This is a genomic window from Shewanella sp. SP2S2-4 (assembly GCF_031932025.1).
Classification (GTDB): domain Bacteria; phylum Pseudomonadota; class Gammaproteobacteria; order Enterobacterales; family Shewanellaceae; genus Shewanella; species Shewanella baltica.
Genome location: NZ_JAUOER010000007.1, coordinates 122,021 through 148,356, shown reverse-complemented (window position 1 = coordinate 148,356; position 26,336 = coordinate 122,021). Strand labels below are relative to the sequence as shown.

24 protein-coding genes are annotated in these 26,336 nt (G+C 46.7%); 10 read left to right on the top strand and 14 right to left on the bottom strand.

The features are described 5' to 3' along the window. Positions 1-375: 375 nt before the first annotated feature. From Q4Q54_RS08085 to Q4Q54_RS08075, 3 genes are all read left to right on the top strand, one after another. Positions 376-1,713, top strand: coding sequence for a coproporphyrinogen III oxidase family protein (locus Q4Q54_RS08085; protein WP_311988168.1), 1,338 nt, complete (start codon positions 376-378; stop codon positions 1,711-1,713). A 132-nt stretch (positions 1,714-1,845) separates the two neighbouring features. Beyond that, a complete protein-coding gene (locus Q4Q54_RS08080; protein WP_106649081.1) occupies positions 1,846-2,079 on the top strand; it encodes a hypothetical protein in 234 nt (77 codons plus the stop codon). A gap of 28 nt (positions 2,080-2,107) precedes the next feature. Further along, a complete protein-coding gene (locus Q4Q54_RS08075; RefSeq protein WP_311988167.1) occupies positions 2,108-3,049 on the top strand; it encodes a DUF4424 domain-containing protein in 942 nt (313 codons plus the stop codon). Between the two features lie 56 nt (positions 3,050-3,105). Here Q4Q54_RS08075 and Q4Q54_RS08070 read toward each other — a convergent pair whose 3' ends face one another. Continuing rightward, the gene (locus Q4Q54_RS08070) at positions 3,106-5,106 is read right to left on the bottom strand and encodes a ligand-gated channel protein (RefSeq protein ID WP_311988166.1); all 2,001 of its coding nucleotides are present in this window, start codon (positions 5,104-5,106) and stop codon (positions 3,106-3,108) included. Positions 5,107-5,230: 124 nt separating this feature from the next. Between Q4Q54_RS08070 and Q4Q54_RS08065 the strand changes: the two genes are divergently transcribed. Both Q4Q54_RS08065 and Q4Q54_RS08060 read left to right on the top strand, forming a co-directional pair. Further along, positions 5,231-6,244 (top strand): LysR family transcriptional regulator, encoded by a 1,014-nt coding sequence (locus tag Q4Q54_RS08065; protein WP_311891799.1) that lies wholly within the window; start codon positions 5,231-5,233, stop codon positions 6,242-6,244. 78 nt (positions 6,245-6,322) lie between these two features. Beyond that, positions 6,323-7,204, top strand: coding sequence for a patatin family protein (locus Q4Q54_RS08060; RefSeq protein ID WP_311891800.1), 882 nt, complete (start codon positions 6,323-6,325; stop codon positions 7,202-7,204). Here the strand turns inward: Q4Q54_RS08060 and Q4Q54_RS08055 are convergent. From Q4Q54_RS08055 to Q4Q54_RS08045, 3 genes are all read right to left on the bottom strand, one after another. Next, positions 7,188-8,129: a LysR family transcriptional regulator gene (locus tag Q4Q54_RS08055; protein ID WP_006084548.1), complete on the bottom strand. Its 942-nt coding sequence runs from the start codon at positions 8,127-8,129 to the stop codon at positions 7,188-7,190. The two genes, Q4Q54_RS08060 and Q4Q54_RS08055, sit on opposite strands and share 17 nt — an antisense overlap. Before the next feature lie 28 nt (positions 8,130-8,157). Continuing rightward, positions 8,158-9,015 carry a DMT family transporter gene (locus Q4Q54_RS08050; protein WP_012090513.1) on the bottom strand — a complete coding sequence of 286 codons (858 nt, stop codon included), beginning with the start codon at positions 9,013-9,015 and terminating at the stop codon, positions 8,158-8,160. Positions 9,016-9,141: 126 nt separating this feature from the next. Beyond that, positions 9,142-9,915: a transporter substrate-binding domain-containing protein gene (locus Q4Q54_RS08045; protein ID WP_268649929.1), complete on the bottom strand. Its 774-nt coding sequence runs from the start codon at positions 9,913-9,915 to the stop codon at positions 9,142-9,144. Positions 9,916-10,075: 160 nt separating this feature from the next. Between Q4Q54_RS08045 and trmL the strand changes: the two genes are divergently transcribed. Continuing rightward, positions 10,076-10,540: a tRNA (uridine(34)/cytosine(34)/5-carboxymethylaminomethyluridine(34)-2'-O)-methyltransferase TrmL gene (trmL, locus tag Q4Q54_RS08040; RefSeq protein ID WP_012090515.1), complete on the top strand. Its 465-nt coding sequence runs from the start codon at positions 10,076-10,078 to the stop codon at positions 10,538-10,540. Positions 10,541-10,582: 42 nt separating this feature from the next. Here the strand turns inward: trmL and Q4Q54_RS08035 are convergent, their stop codons facing one another. Further along, positions 10,583-11,167, bottom strand: coding sequence for a hypothetical protein (locus Q4Q54_RS08035; protein WP_311988165.1), 585 nt, complete (start codon positions 11,165-11,167; stop codon positions 10,583-10,585). 294 nt (positions 11,168-11,461) lie between these two features. Here Q4Q54_RS08035 and Q4Q54_RS08030 point away from each other — a divergent pair, with 294 nt between their 5' ends. Further along, positions 11,462-13,483, top strand: a complete 2,022-nt coding sequence (locus Q4Q54_RS08030; RefSeq protein ID WP_311988164.1) for a S9 family peptidase — start codon at positions 11,462-11,464, stop codon at positions 13,481-13,483. 131 nt (positions 13,484-13,614) lie between these two features. Here Q4Q54_RS08030 and Q4Q54_RS08025 read toward each other — a convergent pair whose 3' ends face one another. From Q4Q54_RS08025 to Q4Q54_RS08000, 6 genes are all read right to left on the bottom strand, one after another. Continuing rightward, a complete protein-coding gene (locus tag Q4Q54_RS08025) occupies positions 13,615-15,078 on the bottom strand; it encodes a M16 family metallopeptidase (RefSeq protein ID WP_409438284.1) in 1,464 nt (487 codons plus the stop codon). 26 nt (positions 15,079-15,104) lie between these two features. Continuing rightward, positions 15,105-16,436: a pitrilysin family protein gene (locus Q4Q54_RS08020; protein WP_259524021.1), complete on the bottom strand. Its 1,332-nt coding sequence runs from the start codon at positions 16,434-16,436 to the stop codon at positions 15,105-15,107. Positions 16,437-16,573: 137 nt separating this feature from the next. After that, the gene (locus tag Q4Q54_RS08015; RefSeq protein WP_311988162.1) at positions 16,574-17,977 is read right to left on the bottom strand and encodes an amidohydrolase; all 1,404 of its coding nucleotides are present in this window, start codon (positions 17,975-17,977) and stop codon (positions 16,574-16,576) included. A gap of 728 nt (positions 17,978-18,705) precedes the next feature. Next, entirely contained in the window at positions 18,706-18,939 is a 234-nt protein-coding gene (locus tag Q4Q54_RS08010; RefSeq protein WP_311988161.1) for a hypothetical protein, read from the bottom strand. Next, positions 18,936-19,205, bottom strand: a complete 270-nt coding sequence (locus Q4Q54_RS08005) for a hypothetical protein (RefSeq protein ID WP_014620553.1) — start codon at positions 19,203-19,205, stop codon at positions 18,936-18,938. The genes Q4Q54_RS08010 and Q4Q54_RS08005 overlap by 4 nt, the downstream gene beginning before the upstream one ends. A 621-nt stretch (positions 19,206-19,826) precedes the next feature. Further along, positions 19,827-20,546 carry a winged helix-turn-helix domain-containing protein gene (locus Q4Q54_RS08000; RefSeq protein WP_311988160.1) on the bottom strand — a complete coding sequence of 240 codons (720 nt, stop codon included), beginning with the start codon at positions 20,544-20,546 and terminating at the stop codon, positions 19,827-19,829. A gap of 64 nt (positions 20,547-20,610) precedes the next feature. Here Q4Q54_RS08000 and Q4Q54_RS07995 point away from each other — a divergent pair, with 64 nt between their 5' ends. Both Q4Q54_RS07995 and Q4Q54_RS07990 read left to right on the top strand, forming a co-directional pair. Further along, on the top strand, positions 20,611-20,994 hold the full coding sequence (locus Q4Q54_RS07995) for an NIPSNAP family protein (RefSeq protein ID WP_259511014.1): 384 nt from the start codon (positions 20,611-20,613) through the stop codon (positions 20,992-20,994). Beyond that, positions 20,991-21,320: an antibiotic biosynthesis monooxygenase gene (locus Q4Q54_RS07990; RefSeq protein WP_311988159.1), complete on the top strand. Its 330-nt coding sequence runs from the start codon at positions 20,991-20,993 to the stop codon at positions 21,318-21,320. The genes Q4Q54_RS07995 and Q4Q54_RS07990 overlap by 4 nt, the downstream gene beginning before the upstream one ends. An 84-nt stretch (positions 21,321-21,404) precedes the next feature. Here Q4Q54_RS07990 and Q4Q54_RS07985 read toward each other — a convergent pair whose 3' ends face one another. Together Q4Q54_RS07985 and Q4Q54_RS07980 are read right to left on the bottom strand one after the other, a co-directional pair. Continuing rightward, on the bottom strand, positions 21,405-22,055 hold the full coding sequence (locus tag Q4Q54_RS07985; protein ID WP_311988158.1) for a methyltransferase domain-containing protein: 651 nt from the start codon (positions 22,053-22,055) through the stop codon (positions 21,405-21,407). A 106-nt stretch (positions 22,056-22,161) separates the two neighbouring features. Beyond that, positions 22,162-22,533 carry a hypothetical protein gene (locus tag Q4Q54_RS07980; protein ID WP_199908772.1) on the bottom strand — a complete coding sequence of 124 codons (372 nt, stop codon included), beginning with the start codon at positions 22,531-22,533 and terminating at the stop codon, positions 22,162-22,164. Between the two features lie 293 nt (positions 22,534-22,826). Here Q4Q54_RS07980 and Q4Q54_RS07975 point away from each other — a divergent pair, with 293 nt between their 5' ends. Then, a complete protein-coding gene (locus Q4Q54_RS07975) occupies positions 22,827-24,947 on the top strand; it encodes an EAL domain-containing protein (protein ID WP_311988157.1) in 2,121 nt (706 codons plus the stop codon). A gap of 719 nt (positions 24,948-25,666) precedes the next feature. Here Q4Q54_RS07975 and Q4Q54_RS07970 read toward each other — a convergent pair. Further along, positions 25,667-26,290: a tRNA-uridine aminocarboxypropyltransferase gene (locus Q4Q54_RS07970; protein ID WP_311988156.1), complete on the bottom strand. Its 624-nt coding sequence runs from the start codon at positions 26,288-26,290 to the stop codon at positions 25,667-25,669. Between the last annotated feature and the right edge of the window lie 46 nt (positions 26,291-26,336).

The window sequence follows — 26,336 nt, the reverse complement described above, 5'->3', positions numbered from 1 at the left end:
AGCCCTTTAGATCATGAGGTTATTTCATCGCTCGGATGATGACAGTCGAGCATTGGATAGACAAGCGCTAATCCGTCAGCAATAAAAGCCTTTAATGGTGATATTTTAATCTCCACATTTAGACTGACACCTTAAGTTAACTCCTCAAATTCACAGTAGATTCCGCCCCAAAGCGCAGGATAAAAATGCATTCTCGATCGCTAAAACATGATCTGCTTAACAAAAAGCCCGTGATTTCCTTGTTAGGAAACCGTAACTTATAACCAGTTCACGTTTTAACAATTACATACGATGTAGTCTTATTGCGCTAGGTGGTCGTGAATTACCTAAAGCAATTTCGGTGTTTACGGTTAGCACTCACAGATAGGAATCGTTATGTCTTCAGTTATTCAAACGCTCAACGGCGCTATCGCAACGCCTTATCAAGCGAATATTACCGTCCCTAACTGGATGCTCGGCTCGATGGAACGAGTCATGCAGTACTACGTCGATAAGAATCTTCGCCTCGATACCCTTTCCGCGGAAATGATGCCAGCGCCCGTAGAAGGCAAAAAGTATATGCTGTACGCGCATATCCCCTTCTGCCATACCCTGTGTTCTTACTGCACCTTCCACCGCTTTATGTTTAAGGAAGACAAGGCGCGCGCCTATTTCATCTCATTGCGTAAAGAGATGGAAATGGTCAAAGCCCTCGGCTATGACTTTGAATCTATGTACATTGGCGGCGGCACCACCACAGTATTAGAAGATGAATTAGCCCGTACTATCGAACACGCGAAAACCCTATTCCCGAGCATTAAAGAAGTCTCCTGCGAGTCCGATCCGCAGCATTTAGACAGCCCAGGCTTTAAGCAACTCAAAGGCCTAGTGGATCGCATGTCCATCGGCGTACAAAGTTTTAATGACGATATTTTAAAAATGACTGACCGACTCGATAAGTTCGGTACGGGTCAACAAACCTTCGACAAGATCATGGGCGCCAAAGAGCTGTTCCCGATCATCAACGTCGATCTGATTTTTGGTTTCCGCGGCCAAACCGATGAAGTGATCCAACACGATCTCGACATGGCATCGCGTTTGGATCCAAGACAAATTACCACTTATCCGCTGATGATCACCCACCAGACTCGCAAGAGCGTGAAAGGCAAGTTAGCGGCGCCGCAGGCGGATATGGCTAACCAATATCGCCAGATCTTAAACAGCCTGAATGGCCAATATAATCAATTATCTGCATGGGCATTTGGTAAAACCGATGACGAAGGATTTGACGAATACGTTATCGACTACGACGAATATTTAGGGGTAGGTTCGGGCTCATTTAGCTTCTTAAATGACACGCTTTATGTGAACACTTTCTCGCTGCGCAAGTACCAAGAACGCATTGCAGCCGGCCACATGGGCGTCGAGCAGCAAAAGAACTACAGCAAAAAAGATGTGATGCAATATCGCTTTTTGCTGGGCATGTTCTCCGGCCGTTTATCGCGTAAATATTTCCGCGATACCTTTGGCGTCAACTTAGATACCGCCTTGTTTAAAGAAATGACCTCGATGAAACTGATTGGCGCGATTAAAAATGATCCAACCGATCCCGACAAGCTGATCGTCACCGATAACGGCAAGATGATGGGTCTATTGATGATGAAAGAGTTTTACGCCGGTATGGATAACGTACGCGCCCAATTGCGTAAACCGCTCAAACCCTGTGATATGTAACACTTATTGATGATTATTGATTCATAAAGACTAAACAGGCCCTTCGAGGGCCTTTTTGTTAACTCGGTTTAAAGGTAGTCTTGCCCAGTGCTATTAATTGAGCACAATCCCAACAATAAAGGAGTATTCGTTATGGGTTTTAATGAACAAGAAAAACATGCTTTATTGGCACTCAAAGGCGTTGGCCCCACTGTGATAAAGCGCTTCGAAGAAATAGGTATCAGTTCACTGCAACAACTCGCCCAACACGAAGTGGATGATATCGCGAACTTAGTCGCCAGCATGCTACGCACCACGTGTTGGAAAAACAGTCCCCAAGCGCGAAACGCCATCGCCGCGGCTATTGAGCTTGCTCGCCGCAGCTAGTCTGATATTTCTTCCCCTCGAGATGTTTATGCCATCTTATTTTCGCATCTTAACTTGCACGATAACCGCGCTGTTATTTAGCACACCGGCTTTTGCCAACGACAGCAGTTTTGGCGATGCTAATGGTTCAATCACTCTTAAATATCAGCCGCATATCAATATGGACAAAGAGTCGCTCTTTATCAGCGAGACCGAAGTCAGGGTCGATTATGTGTTTACCAACACCAGTTCGCAGGATCTTATCGTCCCCATCGCCTTCCCCATGCCACCGATGTTTTTTGGCTCCGCCGATCACAGCAGCATTGATAACTTCACCCTTAAAGTGAATGGCAAAACCCAGCCAACTCAGCACAGGCTTGTTGCCCAACTTGCCGATAAAACCGATATTTCAACCGAGCTGAAACAGCTTGGTTGGGGGGTAGATGAAGTCGCTTACTTTGCCGAATATGCCGAAATTCCCAAGGGTAAGTCTGCACTCCCACAGCAATGGTTGGATGAGAACCAGCAAATCGCCTTTACCCTAAGTGATTACTTTGTGTGGCAACAAACCTTTCCCGCGGGCCAATCTGTCGCAATCAGCCATAGCTACAGCCCGAGTATTTCAACGGGTGTTCCCTATCCCGCCAGCGAAATTATCGATACTCATACTGAACTGGCCTGTTTAGATGAAAGCGCCAAACAAGGCATTAGGAAGCGCAACCTTATCGTTAAACAAGACGGTGAAGATCAGGAGATTGGTGTCGAATGGAGCCACCTTAGCTATATTTTGGTGACGGCCAATAACTGGCAAGGGGCGATTAAGGACTTCAAACTCACCCTGAAAAAATCCCAACCCACAGATCTCATCAGCTTGTGTTTTGATGGCGAGCTTAAAAAAACCGATCCACTCACCTTTGAATTCCAACAAAAACAGTTCACGCCAAAGCAAGATCTCAGCATACTGTTTATTCGTAAACCGAATATTGAATAATCAAAAAAGAAGCCAGCTAAGTGCTGGCTTCTTTCAGGACGAGATATGTTTTTAATTTAAAAACTGTAGGTCATACCTAACCAATAGCGGCGGCCGTCTTCGATATAACCGTATTCCTCTTGGGTAATGTCCTTATCGAAGGCGTTGTAAATACCCGCGCTAAATTTCAGGCTATCGTTCAACTGATAGTTAGCGCCCAAATCTAGCAGAGTGTAAGAAGGGGCGATTAAACTGCTCGATGACGGTCCCGTCGTCGGTTGGCTCTCTTCGCCACGGTAGTTGACTCTCAACCAAGTGCTTAAGTTATCAATAGGCTCGTAGTTGAACGACGCTTGGATCAAATGCTTAGGCAATTGATTCAATGGGCTACCTTTGTAAGCTCCCGTCTTTTGCTCTGAATCCGTGTAAGTGTAGTTACCCGTAAAGCTCAGGTTTGAGCGAATCCGATAGTCGATACTCAGCTCAATCCCTTGAGTCACAGCATCGTCGATATTCACGTAAGTGGTTGGGTCAGAACCAAATTGATTGGGGCCATCGGTACATTGAGTCGCAGGACAGGCCACACGGGTGATCTTATCTTTAAACTCGTTATAGAACACGCCCGCACTGGCGGTAATGCTCTCGGTCAGATCCGAATACACACCTAACTCATAGTTCACTGAGGTTTCGGGCTGTAAATCTGGATTACCGTACATGTTGCCGCCACGGCTCACTTGTCCCCAATCGGGCACTGTCTGGCGCAAACTCGGCGCCCTAAAGCCCGTCGACACGCCGCCCTTTAAGGTGGTGCTGTCGGTTAATCCCCACACGCCGTAAACACGCGGGCTGACATGGTGACCAAAGTTTTCATCGTCATCCAAACGCAGCCCCATGGTCAGGGCAAAGTTATCGACTATGCGCCATTCATCCTCAGAAAATACCGACCATTGTTTGCGACTAATATCAGTTAAGTCACTTACTTGGTTACCTGTTTCGTCGGTTAAATCTTGATGGTTAAATGCCGCACCAAAAGTCGCCGTATGGCTTTGGCCTAAGGTGGTGATCAGGCTAGATTGCGCATCCGTGTTAGTGATCTTCATCTTGCGGGTTTTGTTATCAAATACTTCATGCTTGATATAAGAATCCGAGGTACCAAAGTCCCAGCGCCCTGTGTGTGACAGCGAAATAGTGCTGTTTTCGTATTCTGTCGTTGAAGATTGAGGACAACCGCGACGACCACAAGCTTCGCCCGGCGCTAGCGGTGTAACGGTTTTACCTAAACTACTGTCGAGTTCTTGGTTAGAAGTGCCAACTTCGAGCATGATGTCGTGGTTATCATTGGGGGTGAGCGCAAACCGCGCGGTCAGATTCGTCGCATCGCGGCCACGGTAACCGCCATAGATATTATCTTCTTCACGCTGAGTGTATTGACCGTAGAGTTGCATCCCCAGCAGATCTTTAATCAAACCACCGTTGACGAAAAAGTTGCCTTGATACACATTTCCCGAGGTCGACTTTTCCTGCAATGTCGTGTCGAGTCGCACTTCACCCTGCCACTCGTTCGGCACTTTACGGGTGATAATGTTGATCACGCCGCCAATAGCATCCGAACCATAAAGTGATGACATAGGCCCGCGAACGATCTCAATTCTATCGATAGCAGCCAATGGTGGCGTCCAAGCGCCTTCAACGCCTGGGCCGTCACTGTTGGTGCGTGTCTCGCGCGAGGATTGGCGTTTACCATCCACTAAAATTAACGTGTATTGGCTACCCATGCCCCGCAGACTGATATCCTGACGGTCTGCACCGCCCGTAATCACCACGCCGGGCACTTCTAACATGGCATCGGTTAAGTCGCGGTAGAAGCGGTTATCCAAATCCTCACGGGTGATCACGCTGATAGAAGCTGGCGCATCGCGAATTTGCTGTTCAAATCCCGATGCGGTTACCACGATTCTTTCCATCATCTTTTCTTTATCAGGCGCGGTATCCGCAAGGACATTTGTCGCAGATACTGCGGGCAACAAACATAAAGCGGTGATCACTTGAGCGAGGTACTTCTTACGACTTAACAACATAACCGACAAGTCTCCATTGGGTACAGATTGTAAATGAGAACAATTTTCAATACGGCAATGTATCCCTATGTTACAATCAGCTCAAGTTAGACTTTAGGTATTCACTTGTAAGAGTTACTTAAAAATGAATAAAAACATGATCAAAGGCATGATCGTTTTTGCGGCAATAGCTGAAAAGGGCTCAATGAGCGCCGCAGCGCAGCAATTAAATCTCAGCTCGTCGGCGGTGAGTCAACAAGTAACTAAGCTCGAAATGGACATGGGGATCAGTCTATTCCATCGCAATACTCGCAATCTTACCCTTACAGAGGCGGGCAGCTTGTTCTATGAGAATTGCTGCAAAGTCATTGCGATAGTCGAAAGCACTGAGCAGAAACTCAATAACTTGAAAGGGATTCCTTCGGGGGAATTAAAGATTGCCGCGCCCATAGGTTTTGGCGGCGGCTTGTTGAGCGAGCCCTTTAACTACCTATTGGCGGCGCATCCGCAGATAAGTTTGAATTTACTGCTGCAGGATGGCCCAATAGATATAGTCAACGAGGGGATTGATCTGGCGATTTGCATCGGGCCTTTATCCGATTCCAACTTAATTGCCCGCCACTTAGCCGATTGGCGCATGTTGCTGTGCGCCTCGCCCGATTATCTGCCAATGCACAAAACTATTCTGCATCCCGCTGAATTAGCTGTCTTTAATCGCATTAATCACCCCAGCGCTAACAGTGAAACCTTAACTCACAGCCGCAGCAAAGAATGCTTCGAACTGACAAGCCAGCGCATTACGGTCAACAATATGCAGGCATTAATCCAACTCACTCTCGATGGTCTCGGGTTTGCCGCTCTGCCCGAACCAGAAATTCGTAAATACCTCGAAAGCGGCCAGCTTGTGACCCTCTTACCCGAATGGTCACTCAATACTTACAGCGTTTACAGCGTCACTTCGGCGCGGGATAAGCAGCCCGCAAAAGTAAAAGAAGCGCTCAATACACTTAGCCAATACTTCAGTCAGGCGGATTTTACCCCTGCCGTTCAATCTAAACAGCCTGTTCAAAATGGTGGCACAAAGGATTGCGTGACCAATATTTTACCCATAAAGCCCAAGCAAGCGTCCCATCACACCAACGTCGATCACGCATCTTAAGTGTGCCTTTTGCGCATTCATTTCTGCGCTAAGCTGGGGTATTCTGCTGGGATAAACCAATAAAAAAGATGTAACTCGATGAAAGATGTGGCCTTAGTGTTGGAAGGTGGCGGCCTTCGAGCCATTTATACCGCAGGTGTGTTAGACGCGTTTTTGCAGCAGTCGCTCAACTTCAACTATGTGATTGGGGTGTCTGCGGGTGCCATTTATCCCGCGTCCTATGTGTCCCGTCAATTCGGTCGCAATCTTCAAATTCAGCAGCAATATCTCAACGATAAACGCTATATGGGCCTGCGCCATTGGTTGGCGACAGGCAACTATGTCAACACAGACTTTACCTATCGCCGCATGGCCTATGAGTTACTGCCATTTGATTTTGATACATTTTTAAATAGTCATACCGAATTTAAGGTCGGCGCCTTTAACTGCAATACAGGGAAAACCGATTACTTCGGTATGGCCGATTTTAATGACCACGATAAATTACTCGACGTGCTCATCGCCTCCTCTAGCCTGCCTTTTATGTCTAAACCCAGCGTGATTAACCAACATCATTACCTCGATGGCGGCATAGGCGAACCGATACCGTTAGCGCAATCACGCAAAGATGGTTACTCACGCCAAGTGGTGATCTTGACTCAAGATCAGCATTACCAAAAATCCGCGATGAAAATGAATTGGTTAGCCCGCAAAGCCTACAAACGCTACCCCGCGGTTGCCCATGCGTTAAGTGAGCGGCACCGAGTTTATAATCACGCATTAACCGAGTTAGACCAAGCAGTTGCATCTGATGATGCCTTTGTGATCCGCCCAGCGCAGCCACTTAATTTATCCAGGCTCGATCGCAATATCGATAAAGTGACCGCCGTCTATCAACAAGGGCTAGCGGATGGGAAAACAGTCTTACCCGCATTAACCGCTTGGTTAGCAGCGCCAAAAGAGCCTAAACCCGAGGCGTAATCGACGGCAGCACTTGACTGATAATCAACTCACGTAGCCATTTATGGCTCAAGTCGTGCTCGAAGTGTTTATGCCACATCAATAAATACGCGCCGGGGATCAGCTTGATAGGCGATGGTAAAGACTGAAGCTCGAAGGATTTCATCACAGCAAATGCATAACGGGACGGCGCGCAAAGAATTAAATCGCTTTGTTCACACAGAGCAAGAGCGCTCTGAAAGTCGGTCATGTTCACGGCGATATCGCGCTGACGGCCCTCAAGTTGCAGCACATCATCCAGCAACCAATGCTCTATGCCACCAAAAGCCACTTGCAGATGGCGATAGCTCAAGAAGGTGTCTAAATTCCACTCTTGTGCTAACGCCGGATGATCGCGGCGCATCAAGCACACAGTATAATCCTGCACTAGCTCGACATGGCACAAGTCGTCGGGAATATGATTCACATGCATAGGCGAACGCTCGTCCCACTCGCGGCAACCTATGGCTAAGTCGATGTCGCAGCGCAGTAATCTGTCCATAGTATCGAGCCGCCAAGTTTGGCAATTGAGACTCACACCGGGCGCTTGGGCGAGCAGCGAGGGCATAAAATGCGGAAAAGTGAGCGAGTATGTGGTCTCAACCAAATGCATTCTAAACTGCCGCTGACTTAAGGCGGGCTCAAAGGTATCGGGCCGGGTAAATTGCGCCAATTGCTGTAAACATTGGCGCAACTCAGGCGCGAGCGACAAGGCTTTAGGCGTCGGTTTTAGGCCGTAGGCGGTGCGCTCAAACAGAGGATCATCAAATACTTCCCTCAAGCGCGTCAGTTGTTTACTCACCGCCGACTGGCTCAAATGCAAACGCGCCGCAGCGGCGGTCACACTTTGCTCCTCAAGCAGGATTTCCAGTACGGGTAGTAAATTCAGATCCAAACGTTTTAGCATCTATCCCTCATTTACCCCAAAATACTGACTAGGGCTGCACTTTTTTAAATGGGTTTAACCTTAAATTCTGTGGCAATTTCATCAATAACAGCGACAGTAATATCACACCTATCCCCGCCCACTGACGCATGTCTAAGGTCTCACCCACAATCAATACGCCTAATGATACGGCAACCACGGGATTGACTAAAGCGACCATGCCCATGATTTCTGGTCCTAAATTTCGCATCGACCACAGCCAAGCCCAATAAGCGATGGCGGTGTTGGCAATCACTAACCATAGTAACGACGGCACCACTGTCAGGCTAGGTAACTGCGGCGGGCCCGCCATAAACCATGCCAGCGGAATTAACATCAAGCCGCCCAAAAACAGTTGCCATGCTGTGAGCACTAAAAAGTCACCCACATCCCACTTTTGCATCCAGCGAGAAGAGAAAGCAATTAACGTCGTGGCACTCAACATGCACAACACGCCGATAGGATCGAGATCCGCCGACGGGTTTAGCAGTAAAATCACTCCTCCTAATCCCATCAAACCTAATAGCAACCACTTCATCCCAGGGCGTTTTTTATCTATCACCCAAGCTAAGATTAAGAAAATTAACGGCAGCGTCGCCCCTAAGGTACCCGCCACAGCGCCCGGCAAACGATACGCACCGATAAACAGCAGCGCAAAGAAGGCGCCAATATTACAAAACGCCAGCAAGCTTAATTTAGACCAAGCCAGCGTTGGTAAACGTGGACGCAGCATCAACATCAGTATTCCCGCAGGCAGCGCGCGCCACACCGCCACCCAGTAGGGCGACATATCATGTAAGTAGAGACTCACTAACGCATAGGTCGTCCCCCAAAATACAGGGGCGAGTAAGGCGATGACAAAAGGCATAATAACTCTTTAAAAAGTATCTTGATGTGAAGATATATTATTCTCAGTCTTCACTCCTAGCAAGTGAAGTTTATGAATATCTCGTTATCGGCGGGAGTTAGTTAGGTTAACTATTTGATTTAAAAACTAAGGTTGCCAGTCATTGTAGGACAGATGGATAGTTTGATAAATCTGGCTTAATTCTCCAGTCTGCCGCAGTAATTCAATCATGCGAGTCAAATATGCATCCACGGCATCCCCTTCGGGGCCCTTGGCAATCACAAACACATCTTCAAAATCGCCAAAGTCTTCACGGTGGATATTATGCAATTTCAACTGTTTCAGCATCATATCGGCCTCTTCCTGCGCCCAAACGAAGGCATCGATACGGCCATGGGAAAGTTTTAGCAAAGAACGTTTAATGGTTATCGAAGGTTCCGCAGGGATAGGCATGTAATCTGGAATCGCCTCCACGGTAAATACGCGCCCCGTTTGCTGTTGATCAAATAACATGGCCTTCGTAATCGGCTTATCCACATTGGTATAAAGCACATGGGTGACTTGCCCAAATGAAACAGTGCTAAAACGGTAAGATAAGGCATCTAACGCGGCATTATTACGGATGGCGGGCAAACCAAAATCAGCACGACCAAGCGTCACGCCTAGCATAGCCCGTGAAAGCGGAAAAACCTTAATCTCAATTTCAACCTCAGGATCTGCCCTATCAATTGCTTTAACCAGTTCCACAAATGGCCCTGTGCCATCGGCATTAATTAATCCAGGGATCTCCCCTAAATAAGCCGTCATCTGCCGCTTGCCGCCAGCATTAGTGACAGCATCATCCGCGGCATAGGCTGGGGTGAAAATGCTCTGAAGGAAAAGCACAGAAAAAATACACAAGGTAATAAAGTGACTGAACATGGGTGGTCCCTCGGTGGCTTTCTCAAGCTTAGCAGAGGACAACGATTGTGGCGTTCATTCCTCGCATCCAAATGAGAACGTGATAAAGCATCACTCAGTCACTGCGCTTAAGCCTTGTTTGCCGTATAATCAGCCGTCATTTTTCTATAGGCGGGCCAGCATGTTCCATATCGCACTCTATGAGCCAGAAATCGCACCCAACACAGGTAATATCATTCGCTTATGCGCCAACAACGGCAGCCAACTTCATCTAATTGAACCACTCGGGTTTGATTTTGAAGAGAAAAAACTGCGCCGCGCGGGCTTAGACTATGCTGATTTAACCAATGTGACTCGCCACAAAGACTTCGATGCCTTCCTCGAAGCCATGGCAGGCAAGCGCATTATGGCTTGTACCACTAAAGGCAGTCGCCCGCATACTGAGCTGACTTTTGCGAAAGATGATGTGCTGTTATTTGGCCCTGAAACCCGTGGTCTGCCGATGTCGATTATCGAATCTATCCCGACTGAGCAGCGATTACGTATTCCAATGGCGGCCACCAGTCGTAGTTTGAATCTGTCAAATGCGGTGGCGATTATCAGCTATGAAGCGTGGCGCCAACTGGATTTTGCTGGCGCACTTTAAACGCTGTCGAAGCTAAATCGCTGATTTGTGGCTAAGGGGCGGCTAAGGAGATGGCGCGACAGGCGTCATCTCTATCCCACGAAACAGCTGATAGCGATCAACATCATCGTCTAAATATTGAATATTCTGCGTCCATTGCCATCCCCCCGCTTGATTTTGAGCCCGAGCCTGAGTCTGAGTCTGAGTCTGAGTCTGAGTCTGAGCATCAAAGAGTAACTGGATCAACGCAGGTCTCGCATTAACAACGCCTTCCCCTAGTAGGGAATAATCTCCATTTTGTCGATATAAACTAAAGACTTGTTGTTTATCTTCCGCCACACCGTCGTAATAGGTCAGTAATACTTGATCGCCCTGCTCCCTAAACCACCAGGTTTCACTAAAAGGCGCCCGCGTGCCGATACTCACAGATAAGATCAACTGGCGCTGATCGTGGGAGCAAAAGCCCGTTACAGCCACTTTTTTCGGAATCTCCCCCGCCTTGGCAGCATCACCCGCCCATTGCCCCACCAATTGTGGACAAAATTCCTTGAAACTGACCTTAGCGGCCATGACTGAGGAGGACGAAAACACGCTCAGCACAATGGCAAGACCCAGCATAAGGTTTAAACGGTCGATTTTAAGCGGCATATCTCTAGCACCTACCCGAAACAGATCAATACATTAGCGTTAAAAGTATCAATCGACAAATTCCCCATCACAAACGATTCCTTTAACGACGGAATGAGCGCTTTGGTATTGCAGTTAGCCTGACAGTTTACCGCCTACATCCGCCGCTTTTGAGCTGAGATGCCCAACAAAGATTCACAGTTGCTTACATAACAGCTTATTCAGGCATGGCGGGTTTTCATGCTAACTTGCCACTTAGCAAAAATACGCAACATCATAATTCTAGTAACTGTTTGTATCACAAGGAGACTCATAGTGAAGAAGACAGGCATTTTATTACTCTGTTTACTACTGCCCTTTAGCTCGGCATTTGCAGAACAGGGCAAACCACTCTCAGCAGAATTGCTTTGGCAACTCAAACGTATCGGTAGCCCGATTGTCTCCCCCACGGGCGAGCACATTATCGCGCCAGTCACAGAGTACGATCTCAAAACGGATAAAGGCTCAACCCAGCTGTGGCGTTTCGATGGCAAGCAAAACCGAGCCATCACAGCCAAAGGTTTAAGGGTGAGCGAGCCCGTGTTTTCCCCCGACGGCAAAACCTTGGCATTTGTGAGTAAGCGCAATGAAGACGAGGCGAGCCAAATTTACCTGCTGCCGATGGACGGTCCGGGTGAAGCGCAGCGCTTAACCGATATTCCCACAGGCGTTAACAGTATTAAGTGGGTTGGCAAGCATCTGTATTTCATCAGCAATATCTTTCCTAATCAAAGCTGGGAGGAAATGAAAACCCAGCTTGCCACAGATACCGACAATAAGGTTTCTGCCCATCAATGGAACGCCTTGCCCTATTCCCAATTTGATCACTGGTTAGATGAACGTCGCCAAGCCCATGTATTTAGAATTCCGGCCAAAGGCGGTAATGTCGAAAATATCACCCAGCCTGCGGGCCATGAATTACCACGCTCAGACCAAAGCAGTACAAGCTATGATGTTTCCCCCAATGAGCGCTGGATTGCCTTCAACGCCTATGGTTCAGAGAATAAAGTCGATCCTAAAATTGATCTCTTTCTCGCCACGATTGGAGACAACAAGGCCGAAAATCTCACCGCTGATAATCAAGCGCCGGATCTGAATCCGAGCTTTAGCCCTAACGGTAAAACGCTCGCCTTTACCCGCCAGAAAATCCCCGGTTTCTACGCCGATACCTCAAGGCTGATGCTGCTGGATATCGACAGCCGTAAACTCACAACACTCACATCAGACTGGGACCGTTCTGTCTCTCAATTCAGTTGGACACCCGACAACAAGGGCTTTTATGCCACTGTGGAAGACGCCGCCACAAACCGCATTTACTCTATCGATGCCAAGAACGGCAAAGTAAAAGCCATCACAGAGGCAACCGATTTTAGCCAACCCGCCATAGGCAAAGACGGCGAACTGATTGCCACCAATCAGAGCTTCTTGTATCCCGCTCGCTTGGTTAGCATCAATCCTCGCAACGGTAAGATTGAACGCCTAGAAAACTTTAACGACGATATTCTCAAAGATGTCGACCTAGGTACTTATGAATCAGTCACCTACAAAGGCTATCAAGGTAAAGATATTCAAATGTGGGTCCACTACCCCGCAGGATTTGATCGCAGCAAAAAATACCCATTGTTTATGCTCGTCCACGGCGGGCCACACAATGCCATTACCGACGGTTTCCATTATCGTTGGAACGCGCAAACCTTTGCTTCTTGGGGTTATGTCACTGCGTGGCCAAACTTCCACGGTTCGAGCGGCTTTGGTCAGGAATTTGCCGATGCCATCAATCCCGATTGGAAGACAAAACCCCTTGAGGATGTGCTCAAGGCGGCAGACTGGTTTAAACAACAAAGCTGGATAGACAGTGATCGCATGGTGGCGGGCGGCGCTAGTTATGGTGGTTACCTGACCTCGATTATTTTGGGTCAGCCGCATCCCTTTAAAGCCCTGTTGATCCATGCTGCGGTTTATGACATGTATGCACAAATGGCGTCGGACTTTGCCGTGCACAGCACCCGATTTGGCAACTATTGGGATAACCCAGAACTGTATAAAGCCATTTCGCCCCATTACTTTGCGGCTAACTTCAACACTCCAACCTTAGTCAGTCATGGCCAACTCGATTACTTAGTGCCGGCGACCCAAGGGTTCGAGCTGTTTCACACCCTGCAAAGTCGAAATGTTGAATCGCGGATGATTTATTTCCCCGATGAAAATCACTGGATTATGAAGCCTAATAACTCAGTCTACTGGTATAACGAAGTGAAGAAGTGGATGACCCACTTTACCGAACCTGGCGCGCGTTAAACGTCAGCCATAAGAGACAAAAAAGGTCTGCAATGCAGACCTTTTTAATGGGTTAACTTAAACCAGAACCTAAACTAACATCTTATTTTTTAAGACTTAACTTAAAATAACTTGATTTAAAATGACTTGGCTTATTGGCCAAATCCCGTGGCTTTAATATCCACGGTTTGCACTTTGCCATACTTAGCGGCGATAGGTGCAATCTTAGCCGCGTTGCCAATCAGCACAAATTGCAGATCTTTTTGCGGGAAATACGTTTTCACGAGTCTTTGGGTTTCAGCTAAGGTCAAACCATCCACCTTTGCTTGGAACTCATTGATAAACTTATCATCGAAGCCATACAGATACATGCCTGACAATAATCCCGCCAGTTGGCCTGAGGTTTCAAACTTAGGTGGGAACTGGCCCTTCACATAGGCTTTAGCCGAATCTAAGGTCGCTTGATCTACGCCTTTCTCCCATAAACGAGCATAGGTTTTCAGTGCGAGATCAATCGCTTCTTGAGTGGTTTCCGTCTTAGTGAAAGTGCTGATAGTGAACACACCCGAGTCAGTATAAGGACTAAAACCTGAGCGTGCGCCATAGGTTAAGCCCGCGTTTACCCGCAGCTCGTCGTTAAGCCAAGAGGTAAAACGACCACCTAAAATAGTGTTCACTACTGTTAAACCGACATAGTCTGGATTGTCACGACTAATGCCTAAACCGCCGATAACAAAGGTTGTCTCGATGGCATCGGGTTTATCCACCAGCAAAACTTTAGCCGCAGTTAACTGAGGTAAACCTTGGTTTAAGTCAGGCTGCACCAGTTTCTCGCTGCCTTTCCACTGACCAAAGGTTTGTGTCAGCTTGGCCTTCATGGCGGCAACATCAAAGTCACCCACGACGGTAATCGCAGTATTGGCCGGTTGGTAGTAACTCTTATGGAAAGCGCGCAGTTGCGACACTGTCACTTGTTCAAGCGAATCGCTGTTACCCGAAGCCGCATTACCATAAGGATGGGCACCAAATACCAACTTATCGAAGTAACGACCAATCACAGCCCGTGGGCTTTCTTTATCTTGCTGCAAACCCGCAATCGCGCGTTGCTTGAGTTTATCGAACTCGGCGGCGTCAAAGTCCGGCGTTAACATCGCCGCGCTAAATAAGCCCAGCATGACGTCAGTGTCTTTCGCCATAAAATCGGCGCTGAGATAGCTGCCTTCTTTATCCGCTTCAGCGCCTAAACTTGCACCGAGAAAATCCACTTGCTGCTCGATATCCGCCTTAGATTTACCCGCCGCCCCTAACAACAAACCTTCTGCTGTCATTTGCGCCACGCCTGCGGTGGTGTCATTGACAGCCCCCGCACGTACCACGGCATTTAAGGTGACTAAAGGCACTTCGCGCTGCGGCATTAAATACACAGTTAAGCCGTTATCCAGTACAAACTTGTCGTAACTTGGCATCACAAAGCTGCCAGTTTCAACGCGTTTTGGCGCCGATGTCGTAGCACAACCCGCTAAGGCTAAACTTGTGCCTAGGGCTAATGCGGCCATTAACTTAGAAGGTTTCCCAGGTGATGCCATCTTAAGTGATTTCATTGCTGTCGATTTCATTGCCATCGATTTCGCTGCCGTTGATTTCATTGAGATATCTCCTCGTTTGCCGCCAGCACAGCTACAGTGCGATTCGATTTACGTAAGTAGGTTTGGGCAACACGTTGAATATCCGCTGGCGTCACCTTGTTATAGGCTTCTGGCGCATTAAATAGCTTGTCGTAACTGCCAAAATACATCTCATAGGTGCCTATGGTATTAGCCTTACCATTAATGGTTTCCATCGAACGATAGAAATCCATCAACTTGATATTTTTAACTTTATCCAGTTCTTGCTGAGTAACACCCGTTGTCGCAATCGCATCGATTTGTTCAATCAGCGCATGCTCCAGCGTCGAGGCTTTTACCTCAGGTGTGGCAACACCCATCACGTAGAAGAGGTTCGGGTCGACCGACATCGGCATGTAGGTTTGCGCCTCTAAGGCTACTTGTTTATCAACCAGTGATTGATATAAACGCGAGCTATTACCTTGGCTTAAAATCGAGCTTAATAAATCCAGCGCATAAAAATCTGCGTGAGTCGCCGCCGGAATATGGTATGCCAGCATCACATTAGGTGTGCTCACCGATGCCTTCTGCACAAAGGTACGACGCTCGCCCTTTTGCTCAGGTTCTACGGTGCGAATCGCTTTAGGCGGAGTTTGTGCCGGAATAGGCGCAAAGTATTTGTCGGCCAAGGCTTTAACTTGGGCAACCTTTACATCACCCGCAATCACGACCACGGCATTGTTCGGCGCGTAATAGGTTTTGTGGTACTGCACGAGATCTTCCAGCGTCCAAGCGGCAATATCCGACTCATGGCCGATCACCGACCACGAATAAGGGTGAGCTAAAAATGCCACGCCTTTGATTTCGCCTTCAAGGGCATTCCAGTTAGAGTTTTCTAAGCCAGTGGAGCGCTCCGACTGCACTACGCCACGTTCGCTATCGACCATAGTTTGGTTGATATCTAAGTTTGCGATACGGTCGGCTTCGAGATCGAACATAGTTTCGAGCGCATTGGCGGGGAACCAATCGGTATAAACCGTCATGTCTTCAGTGGTATACGCATTATTCGCGCCACCTGCGGCTTCCATAGTGCGGTCGAACATTTTTGGACCGTACTTTTTCGAACCGTTAAACATCATGTGTTCGAAAAAGTGCGAAATACCGGTAATGCCGGGCACTTCGTTACGTGAACCGACTTTCCAAAACAAATACATGTTGGCATTGGGAATAGAGGCATCTTCTAGCACCATGATTTTCATGCCGTTATCTAGCGTGAAACTCTTAATGTCTTCTGCCGTGGTGGCCTGTGCTTGGCTTAGGGGATTCAAAAGTCCCATGGCCAACACAAGAGCCGATAGCGTGCGCTTCATCTTGTTCGCTCCTTGCTGTAAATATCCACATATAGAGGTAAATTGTTTAACAAATCAAGCGCAGAAAGCGTATCCCGCGCCGATTTTTTGTAAGCTCAAGTTATACCGAAGAGCTTACGGAATAACGTCTGTCCGACTTATTGCGCCTTAAGCGCAGTCAACGCCACTTTAGTCATGGCCTCAACTCCCACTTTTAGCGCACTTTCATCCACATAAAATGCCGGAGAATGATTGCTGGCAGCGGTTTCAGGGTCAGTTCCCTTTGGCGTCACCCCAAGGAAGAAAAACATCCCCGGCGCTTCTAAGGCGTAATAAGAAAAATCTTCGGCACCTGTAATTAACCCAGGTTCAATCAGCATCTTATCGCCCACCACACTGGCGAGCACAGGACGCATGCTAGCGACTAATTCAGGATTATTAACCACAACAGGATAACCTGGGTGGATCTCTGTTGTCGCACTCGCCCCCAACGTTTTCGCCGATAACTCGGCCATTTCAGCTAAACGCAGTTTGATATCGGCGCGCATGGGCTGGTCGAAGGTGCGAATCGTGCCAATCAGCTCGACTTCATCGGGAATAATGTTAGAGCGAATGCCACCATTAACCGCACCAAAGCTCACCACGGCAGGGGCTTTAGTGATATCCACCTGACGGCTGACGATCGTTTGCACATTGGTAATAATTTGCGCCGCAGCGACAATAGGATCGACCCCATTCCAAGGACGCGAACCGTGGGTTTGGCGGCCTTTCACTTTGATCGTAAAGGAATCTTCACTCGCCATCGCCGGACCACTGCGCACACCAATCATGCCACTCGGCATGCTAGAGGTAACATGCATACCAAACACTTGGTCAGGTTTACGCTTAGCAAACAGCCCTTCTTTAAGCATTAACTCCGCGCCGCCTTCTTCCCCGTCTGGCGCGCCTTCTTCGGCAGGTTGGAAGATAAACATCACATCACCCTCGAGGCTATCTTTCACTTTAACGAGGTTTTCAGCCACGCCCATCAACATGGCCACATGGGTATCGTGCCCACAGGCATGCATCACCCCCACCTTTTGATCACGATAGGTATCGGTCGCTTTAGAGGCAAAGGGCAAATCGACCACCTCAGTCACAGGTAAAGCATCCATATCCGCCCGAATTGCAATCAACGGACCAGACAGCTTTCCGCCTTTCAAAATGGCCACAACGCCTGTATGCGCCACACCCGTTTGTACTTCCAATCCTAATGATTTCAGATGCTTTTCAATAATCTTGCTGGTGCGAAACTCACGATTTGACAACTCAGGGTGTTGATGCAAATCGCGGCGCCAGTCGATCACCTTTTGTTCCACACCCGCCGCCAACTTAGCCGCATCCGGCATAGCACTGGTCGCCGCTTGCGCCGAACTCAAACCCGCGCCCATAAAGCTCAAGGCTAAGGCCGAAGCGAGTAAGGTCTTGGAAAAATGGGACTTATTTGCAAAGGATTTAAATTCAAATGCCTTTGGGATTGCTGATTTTGAAATAGCAGATGGTGATACAGAGGGTAAAGTCATAGCGATAACCTATTGTTGTTTTTATAAGCTACCTAAACTACACGGACACTGATGAATTGTTAATAGATTTAATGATGAAGGTAAAAGAGACTGTGCTTTATTGGAGACGGTCTCTAGTCGCCATTCCCGCAATACTTCTGAGCGGGAATCCAGCTTTTAGAGATCTTAAGCTTTAAACATGGGAAGAATTGGACTGGTGGTTCACTGGCAAAGAAGGCTATGACGATATTATACTCTTATAAAACAGTAACTTATCATTATATGTCTGCGATTAAGCACTGCCATTACAGTGACACGCAGCCAGTCCGCCCATGGATGCTCGAACGTGGCATCCATGCCACGGACGGTCACTTCCATGGCAGTGCTTAATGCCGTTAATTCCGGCGTACCTATTTAGTTTATTTTTTTAATCCACAAAATTTCTTAATGGATGAATCATTCTGTCCTTTAGGCGCAAATTTTCACGACCAGAAGCCGACTTAATTTCCATTATTTGGCATTGAATCAATTCTTAAGAGATTTGATTCATTTTGAGGTAATAAATTTCCTTATATGGCACTTAAACAGAAAATAAGGAATAGTTTTTAACGGCGGCGTGAATCAGTCTACGGTAGAGTATTGACAGGCACGATTTAAGACTAAACCGTCATTATAGAATCTATGGTTAACGCTGCTGTAATCTATACAGCAGCGTCGTAGCCACCAGCGCCCTTCACTGCCTTGTTAACTTATAACTCGTCTCGTGAAAAATCAGTGATACCTAATCCGAACTGGCTGATAGCCTTTTCTTTTAGAGGGTTGAGCAACAAGCGCAGTTCAATTAGATCATTGCCGATATCTGCAATCTCATCAGGATCATCTGAGGCTTCACAGGTTTCGGCCATTTGCAGCTCAAGCGCCATAAGGCCCTCAAGCATGTACTTCAATTCTGATTCTGCAAGCTCAAGCTTGAACTGGCTCATACAACTTTTCCTTCTTTCTTGAAGACAAGAGATGCTTTCAAAGACATTTCTTCGAGTAATACCTTGAACTTGTCCACCGGCATGTTCTGAACGGGAGAAATATAATAATGGTGAGGCTTATGCTGAACCATTTTTAATCCATGTAGAGGCTGGGTATTCGGCGGAAACATCCAAATCCAATCAGTCATAGGAGCGTTGTTGATGCCTTCCCTGTCAAACACGCTGATTTCTTTTCCGTTCGCGATAATTCCATTAATGGTTGTCACATAGCTAGCTCACACATTAGATAAACGTGGACTTGAGGCATTTCCTAGACGAAAAGCTCTTCGGGTAGGATGTAAAATTCCTTTGGATACATAATGATCTCCATATCGTTGATAAAAAAGTTAACATCGTTTTACTCTGACTTCTCGTTTAAACCCTATTAGACACAAGGAATCAAAGCGTGAGAGACATTAAATAACTAATTAATATCAGTAGGTTAAGGCCATAAAAATTCAGGATTCAACAATCTTTGGGTAAGAGAAAGCGAGAATAGCTTGATCTGACCCTGTAATAATGGACCCTGTGCACCATTGGTTAAATTGGGGCTATAAATAGGAGGCAGACTAGTACTCTCATTTGCTCAAAACACGCTTTTGGGCAAAGCGCGTTAACTAACAGCTAATCCCAAATGGCTGAGTTCTGTACGTAAACCAGACTAGGCAAAAGTGCTTCACAAATTTTAACGATCATGTATTTAAATTTCGTCCTAAAGACATTTTATAAAAACCTTCAGATCACACATTTTTATTGATAAATTTCTTCAAACCATCGGACTGGCGGCGCTCTGTTAAACAAGGCCAAGACGCTATGTATCATTGGTAAAATAGACCAATTTACCTTGTCTATTTTGTCGCAATGCCATAGTCAGCACGAAAGGATTTTAACCCTCGGCTTGAAAATTGTAGGGCACGGGTGTCGAGGGCTTTCTCTGCCCAGCCTTTAGCCAAAATATCCTTAAGAACCCATTGACCTAGAACACCAGCTAGATGGCTGCGACGTTCGCTCCAATCGAGGCATGACTTACATAAAGGACGGCGAGATTGACGACTTTTCGGCACATCGAATACATCATCTGGTGTACCCAGCAACGAGTGTTCTACGCCACGTTTGGCAAAAAAGGTCATCCCTGCCGCGGTGATTTTTGTTTCGCCCTCTTCATGGGCGATCAAATTCTGCCGACTTAAGCTGTCGTAAAGCGCCACCCCCAATTCACCCGCGAGATGGTCATAACAAACACGAGCCAGTCTCAATCTAGGGTCCGCAGGTCCATGAATGACCTTAGAGTTCGTAATGGCTGCGCTCATGTTGAGCAAACTTTCCAACAGTTCGGCCACTTGGCGGCTCTGGAGCTGAAAATACTTATGCCTCCCCTGCTTACGCACGAGCAATAGTTCACCTTCAACCAACTTAGTTAAATGGCTGCTAGCAGTCTGCGGTGTGATATCTGCTTCAAGAGCCAGTTCTGTCGCCGTCAATGCCTGTCCGCCCATAAGAGCAATCAACATACGTGAGCGGGCGGCGTCACCAATCAAGTTGGCAATAAAGGCAATGTTAGGTTCCATGCTTGTAATCTCATTCGGGAACAGTTCGATAACCATCGAAGCATTAAGTTTTCAGGTAATTACAATGCAACTAAAACCTTTAGCACACAAGTCAATGGCGCCAAACACTATGAAAATTACCTGTTTTATCGAATACAAAATAGATCCGTTCAAATTGGAACAATTTGCCCAATATGCTGAAAACTGGGGCGATATTATTCCAGCCTACGGCGGCGAACTCCTTGGCTACTTTCTACCACACGAAGGCACCAACGACACTGCATTTGGTCTCATTAGCTTCGATAGTCTGGCCCACTATGAACGCTATAGAGACAAACTGAAGACAGAAGCCGCAGGCAAGGCAAATTTTCAGTTGGCCAAGCAAGGAGAATTTATTTTGAGTGAAAAACGCAGTTTCCTAAAGCCGATAGCAAAGACCTATCAAAGAGCTGCGGAGACAAAACTATGATGGTCGTTATTTTTGAAGTCGTGCCGAATCCCAGCTGCCAAGAAAAGTATTTAGAGATAGCCGCCGACCTGAAATCAAGCCTGAGTAACATTGAAGGATTTATTTCAATCGAACGGTTTCAGAGCATGGTCAATCCCGAACGCTTATTATCGCTGTCATTCTGGGAGAATGAGGCTGCGGTACAGGCTTGGCGACGACAGATATATCACCGCGAGGCACAAACTCAAGGACGCGAACAATTATTCGCCGACTATCGTCTACGGGTTGCCGAAGTTGTTCGTGACTATGGCATGTTCGACCGTGCTCAGGCACCAAGGAGCAACTGATATGCTGCTACTTGAGTAGCGGACCACGCTAGCATCCAGTCTTAGCGGTAAAGGACATGATTTTGTTAAACCGCTACGACTGCATTAATTTACTTTATGCATCTCTTTATATAAGAACACTACGTCTTTATCGATGATTTCGAGTCGCCAGCCATAGTGATGCGCGAGCCATTCAAAGGTCGCTTCGGCATAAAAGTTGATGTGAGTGGGATCATTTTTATAGTGCCAGCGGGTAAATGCAGTCTGATCTTGTACGCGTTTAGTCATCACAGCCAAAATGCCGTTGGGTTTTAATAAGCTATCAAGTTGAGCAAGCAAACCTGCGGCATCGCTCACATGCTCTATGACTTCAGTTAACGTTATAAACTCGTATTGGCGAGCCAAGGCTTCAGGATTGTTGGCGTAATAAAGGTCGTAATTATCGATTTGATAGCCACGCGTCTTTGCCATCATACTCAATGCCTTACCTTCGCCGCAGCCAAAATCGAGCCCTTGGGCCGAAATGCTAACACGGCTAAGTAATGGCTCAAGTGTGCGATTTAAAAAGGTTTGATAGCCAAGATCATTGGCATGATTCTCGTGCTTATCGTACTCGGCTTTTTCTGCCTCGGCCGAGAGATAAAACTCAGGAGGCACGCTCACCAGTTGGCAGGTTTGGCATTGATGGTAGTCGCGCTTTTTATCTTGATGATAAGCGAGCAATTCAGTGCCATGGCATAAGGGGCAGATATTCAACAACAATTCCTAGGGATAGTAAGGTGCATAGTAATGAGAATAATCGCAATGCCCACAAATAATGCTCGCACTGCCTAGCTGAAATCGACTGTGTCGATGCTCTTAGTTAAGGCTTAGGGATTTTACGCTCTTTTGCCGCGGCTTCTTTTGCTTCCCGTAAATATTTTTGCTCGCGACTTTCCCTCTCGTCGAACTGTTTCTGTGCCTTGAGTTTTTGCTGAGCCTCCCAATCATGGGTTTGGGACTGCTGTTTGATTTTATCTTCTCGCTCTGCTGTCTCCTTAGCGGCTTGGCGCGCCTTCTCTAATTGGGCCTGCTCTAATCGCTGGGAGTCTATCCGGGCCTTATCGGCTCTTTGCTCTAGGGTTAATTTTGGCTTTGGCGCATCGGCGGCATTAGCCACAGCAAGATGAATGCTGGAAATCAGTATGAACGACATCAACATTTTAGAGATGAGCACCTTAGATAAATGCGCCATTTCCGGCCTCCTTTATTTGGTCATCGAATGGATGAACGATAACAGCCAACTCGCACAAGATGCGCAAAACATAGCATAAAATCTGCCTAAGCTTGGAATATTCAGCAGGTGTTCTTAAAAAATATGCTTAAATACAAGTCTTAAACTACACTTTTTGAGTTTCTATTTGAGTGAAACAACAATTAGGTTTATTTTTAACCCCATTGGAATGATGTACTATTGGGCAACTTCGTATCAACGAAGACCTAAAAAATAGGATGTGACCTTATATGTGTCACAAGGGAGTATCCTAAATGATCAGATGGCAACACTTACTTAAGAAACTCAGTACGGATGATCCAGTACTGCAAGAAAAGCTGTCGCTCTGGCAAGCACATCCCCACAAAACTCCCCTAGCCTTAATTCAAGGCTTCAGCTTTATTAGCGCCAACCAAGCGACACTCGGTTATTTTGAGACTGAGTATGATGCGTTTGTGAATGCGACGCCCTATGACTTTTCTCCGAGAATTCAATCATCCGGCCGCAACAGTGTTGAATATGCGAGGGAAATGATCCTCGAAGCCATTGCAGGAAATAATGTTGAATTCAACTGGCTACACTTGAGTCAAGTCGGCAATGAACTGCCAACTCGAGTAAACCTTTATCGCTGCTATCTGCAGCAACAGCCCGTTGTGCTCGTGGAATTTCAAGCGCTCAATCGCCGTAATCAAATGCGCGAAATTATTACCGATGGCTTTGCCCATATTCCTAAAGAGATTTTGTCGACGACGCTCGAGGAAAGTGCCGAAGCTGTGTATATCACAGACTCAGATGATCAGATTTTGGCCGTTAATAAAGCTATGTGCCGTATTTGCGGTTATAGCGCCGAGCAGCTTATCAGTAAAACCCCTGAATTTTTAGAGTTGAAAAGCCATCATTTAGGGGCAGAAACCGAATGCCAAACTGCACTGAAGCAAAGGGGCTTTTGGCAGGGTGAAACCTGGAAGAAACGTTCAGATGGTAGCAATTTCCCTGCTTGGCAGAGTAGCCGTAAAATCATTACCGAAGATGGCGCTCACTATAATGTGAATATTTTCAGTGATATTAGCACGAAAAAGCTGCTCGAAACTCAACTGACGACCCGTGCTATGTACGATACCTTGACTGGATTGCCTAACCGATTCCACCTTAAGCAGATCCTCAATACTGCCCTCGAAAAACTTAAAACCGATCCCCTCGCCCTCGGTGCGCTAATGTTTTTAGATCTCAATGGGTTTAAAAATATCAATGACAGCTTCGGCCACTCCATGGGCGATAGAGTATTACAACTCGTCGCAGCCAGACTCGAAGCCGGTTGCATCGAAAAAGCCGACATAGCCCGTATGGGTGGAGATGAGTTTACCTTAGTGCTGCAAGACTGCAGCTGCAAAGATGAAATCCAACTGTTTGCAGAGCAGATACTTAGTCTATTTGAGAGCCCCTTTGAAATTGAAGGGCAAAAGTTTTTCCTAGGCACGAGTATCGGCATTGCGCTATTTCCGACCCACAGTGATAAAGCGGGACAACTGATTAGCCTTGCAGATACAGCCATGTATTGTGCTAAAAAGAGCTTACCGCACCTCGTGTTTTACGATAAGGCTATGAGCCAAGCAGCAGAATTAAAGCTGCAGTTAATCAATAGCCTAAGACATGCGCACAGCTTAAAACAATTCACTCTCGCCTATCAGGCCATTGTGGATTTACACACAAATCAAACGATAGCTGCTGAAGCCCTACTGCGCTGGCAAAAATCACCTACCGAGTATTATGACGCCGCCGATTTTGTGCCATTGCTGGAAGAGACAGGGTTAATTGTCAGTATTGGTCAATGGGTATTGGAACAGGCTTGCGTGCAAGCGGCACAATGGCGGGCACATAATCAGGCAGACTTTAGAATTTCAGTCAATGTGTCGCCACTGCAATTGGAACACTTAGATTTTATCGACCAAGTGATTAATGCATTGGAAATGGCTAATTTACCAGCTGAGGCACTGATTTTAGAAATCACCGAATCGGCACTGCTACGCCAACCTGAGCAAGCACGACTCACACTCAACCGCATAAAAGCCCTAGGTGTCAGCATTGCTATCGATGATTTTGGTACTGGATTATCCTCACTCAGTCGTTTAGGCACTTTGCCCATAGACAGTGTAAAAATTGATGCCGAGTTTGCCTTGCGTTTAAACGAAGTGTCAGGACAAAAGCTCTGCAATGCCATAGTGCAGCTCGCACAGGCACTGGATATTCACTTCGTCGCCGAAGGCATAGAGACTCAACAACAAAGAGACATAATGACAGACATGGGCCAAGGTTTTGCCCAAGGATTTCTTTTTGGCTACCCAAGTTCAGTCGATAACTTCACCCAAACCTTTCTTACGGAAAAACATATAGCTTAAAGCTCGATAGCCCTGCCAGCACGCCATCAACTAATTGTGATTAACAATGGAATCACTCCCCTGCAAAGCCAGTTATGGACTGGCAAAGCACTTTCAACATTCGCACCGAACAATGAACACCTATGCAACTGTTTTCTAGGAAGAGTTTGATTAGAATTAGAGAAGAAACAGAGGCGTTACAGAAGTATTCTTGCGGAAAAACATATAGCTTAAAACTCGATAGCCCTGCCAGCACGCCATCAACTAATTGTGATTAACAATGGAATCACTCCCCCGCAAAGCCAATTATTGACTGGCAAAGCACTCTCACTATGACTAACAAAAACATATAGCTAAAGCTCGATAGCCCTGCCTGCACGCCATTAACTAATTGTGATTAACAATGGAATCACTCCCCCGCAAAGCCAATTATTGACTGGCAAAGCACTCTCACTATGATTAACAAAAACATATAGCTAAAGCTCGATAGCCCTGCCAGCACGCCATTAACTAATTGTGATTAACAATGGAATCACTCCCCTGCAAAGCAATTGGCTGGCAAAGCTATCTCATCATTTGCTGCGCAAATGAATCCTTGATATTAAACCGTATTTCACACTAAGTTAGCGTGATCTGAATAAGATTTTGACTAATTTAATTCGTACGCAGTATCAAAACTCAATAACTTAAAGGCATTAAATCAGACCTAAAACCTCTAAGGCTAAATAATGTCAAAACATTCACTTAGTCTCGCAGTTAGGTTTGTTTGAGTTCTGATAACGAGCCTGCACAGTGCTCGGCATCGCCTTAATTCGCAGCTCAACCATAGCATCAAATGCCGTCATTAAGGGCTGAACATCCAGTACTGGATCAAGAGCGCTTAGCATATAAGCGCAAGCTTCTAAGGTTGATAAACTATCGCTACGACTCGACTTACGGATCCGATAACGCGACTCATAACCTTCAGCCAAATGCACCGCAGGATACTGGGTTAACCAAGGATTCAGCTGCAACATCTTAAATGCCTTACGCCAAGTACCATCGAGTAAGAGCAATACACAATCTGGGTTGATAGGCTGCTGTTCAACACTCACACTTTGCTCAGAGGGATAGACGAGATAAATCGACTTATTGCACGCCGCTAAATGTTCCCGTAAACCATTGAAGTCGGCCTCGCTTTCGCCCACATAAACTTGCGTTTCAGCAACAACAAGACTCAATACCCGCACACTATTTTTTTTATGTTCGACTTCACTCGGGTGCTGTAAAACCACCAACTGAGTCATTGGAGAGATAGGCTGAACACTCGCGCACAGACAAGCATTCAGGGGATAACGACAAATAGCACAATAGTGACGGGACAAGCTTTACCCTCGGTTTGAGTAAGTTATTTTACGAGTATACCAAAGG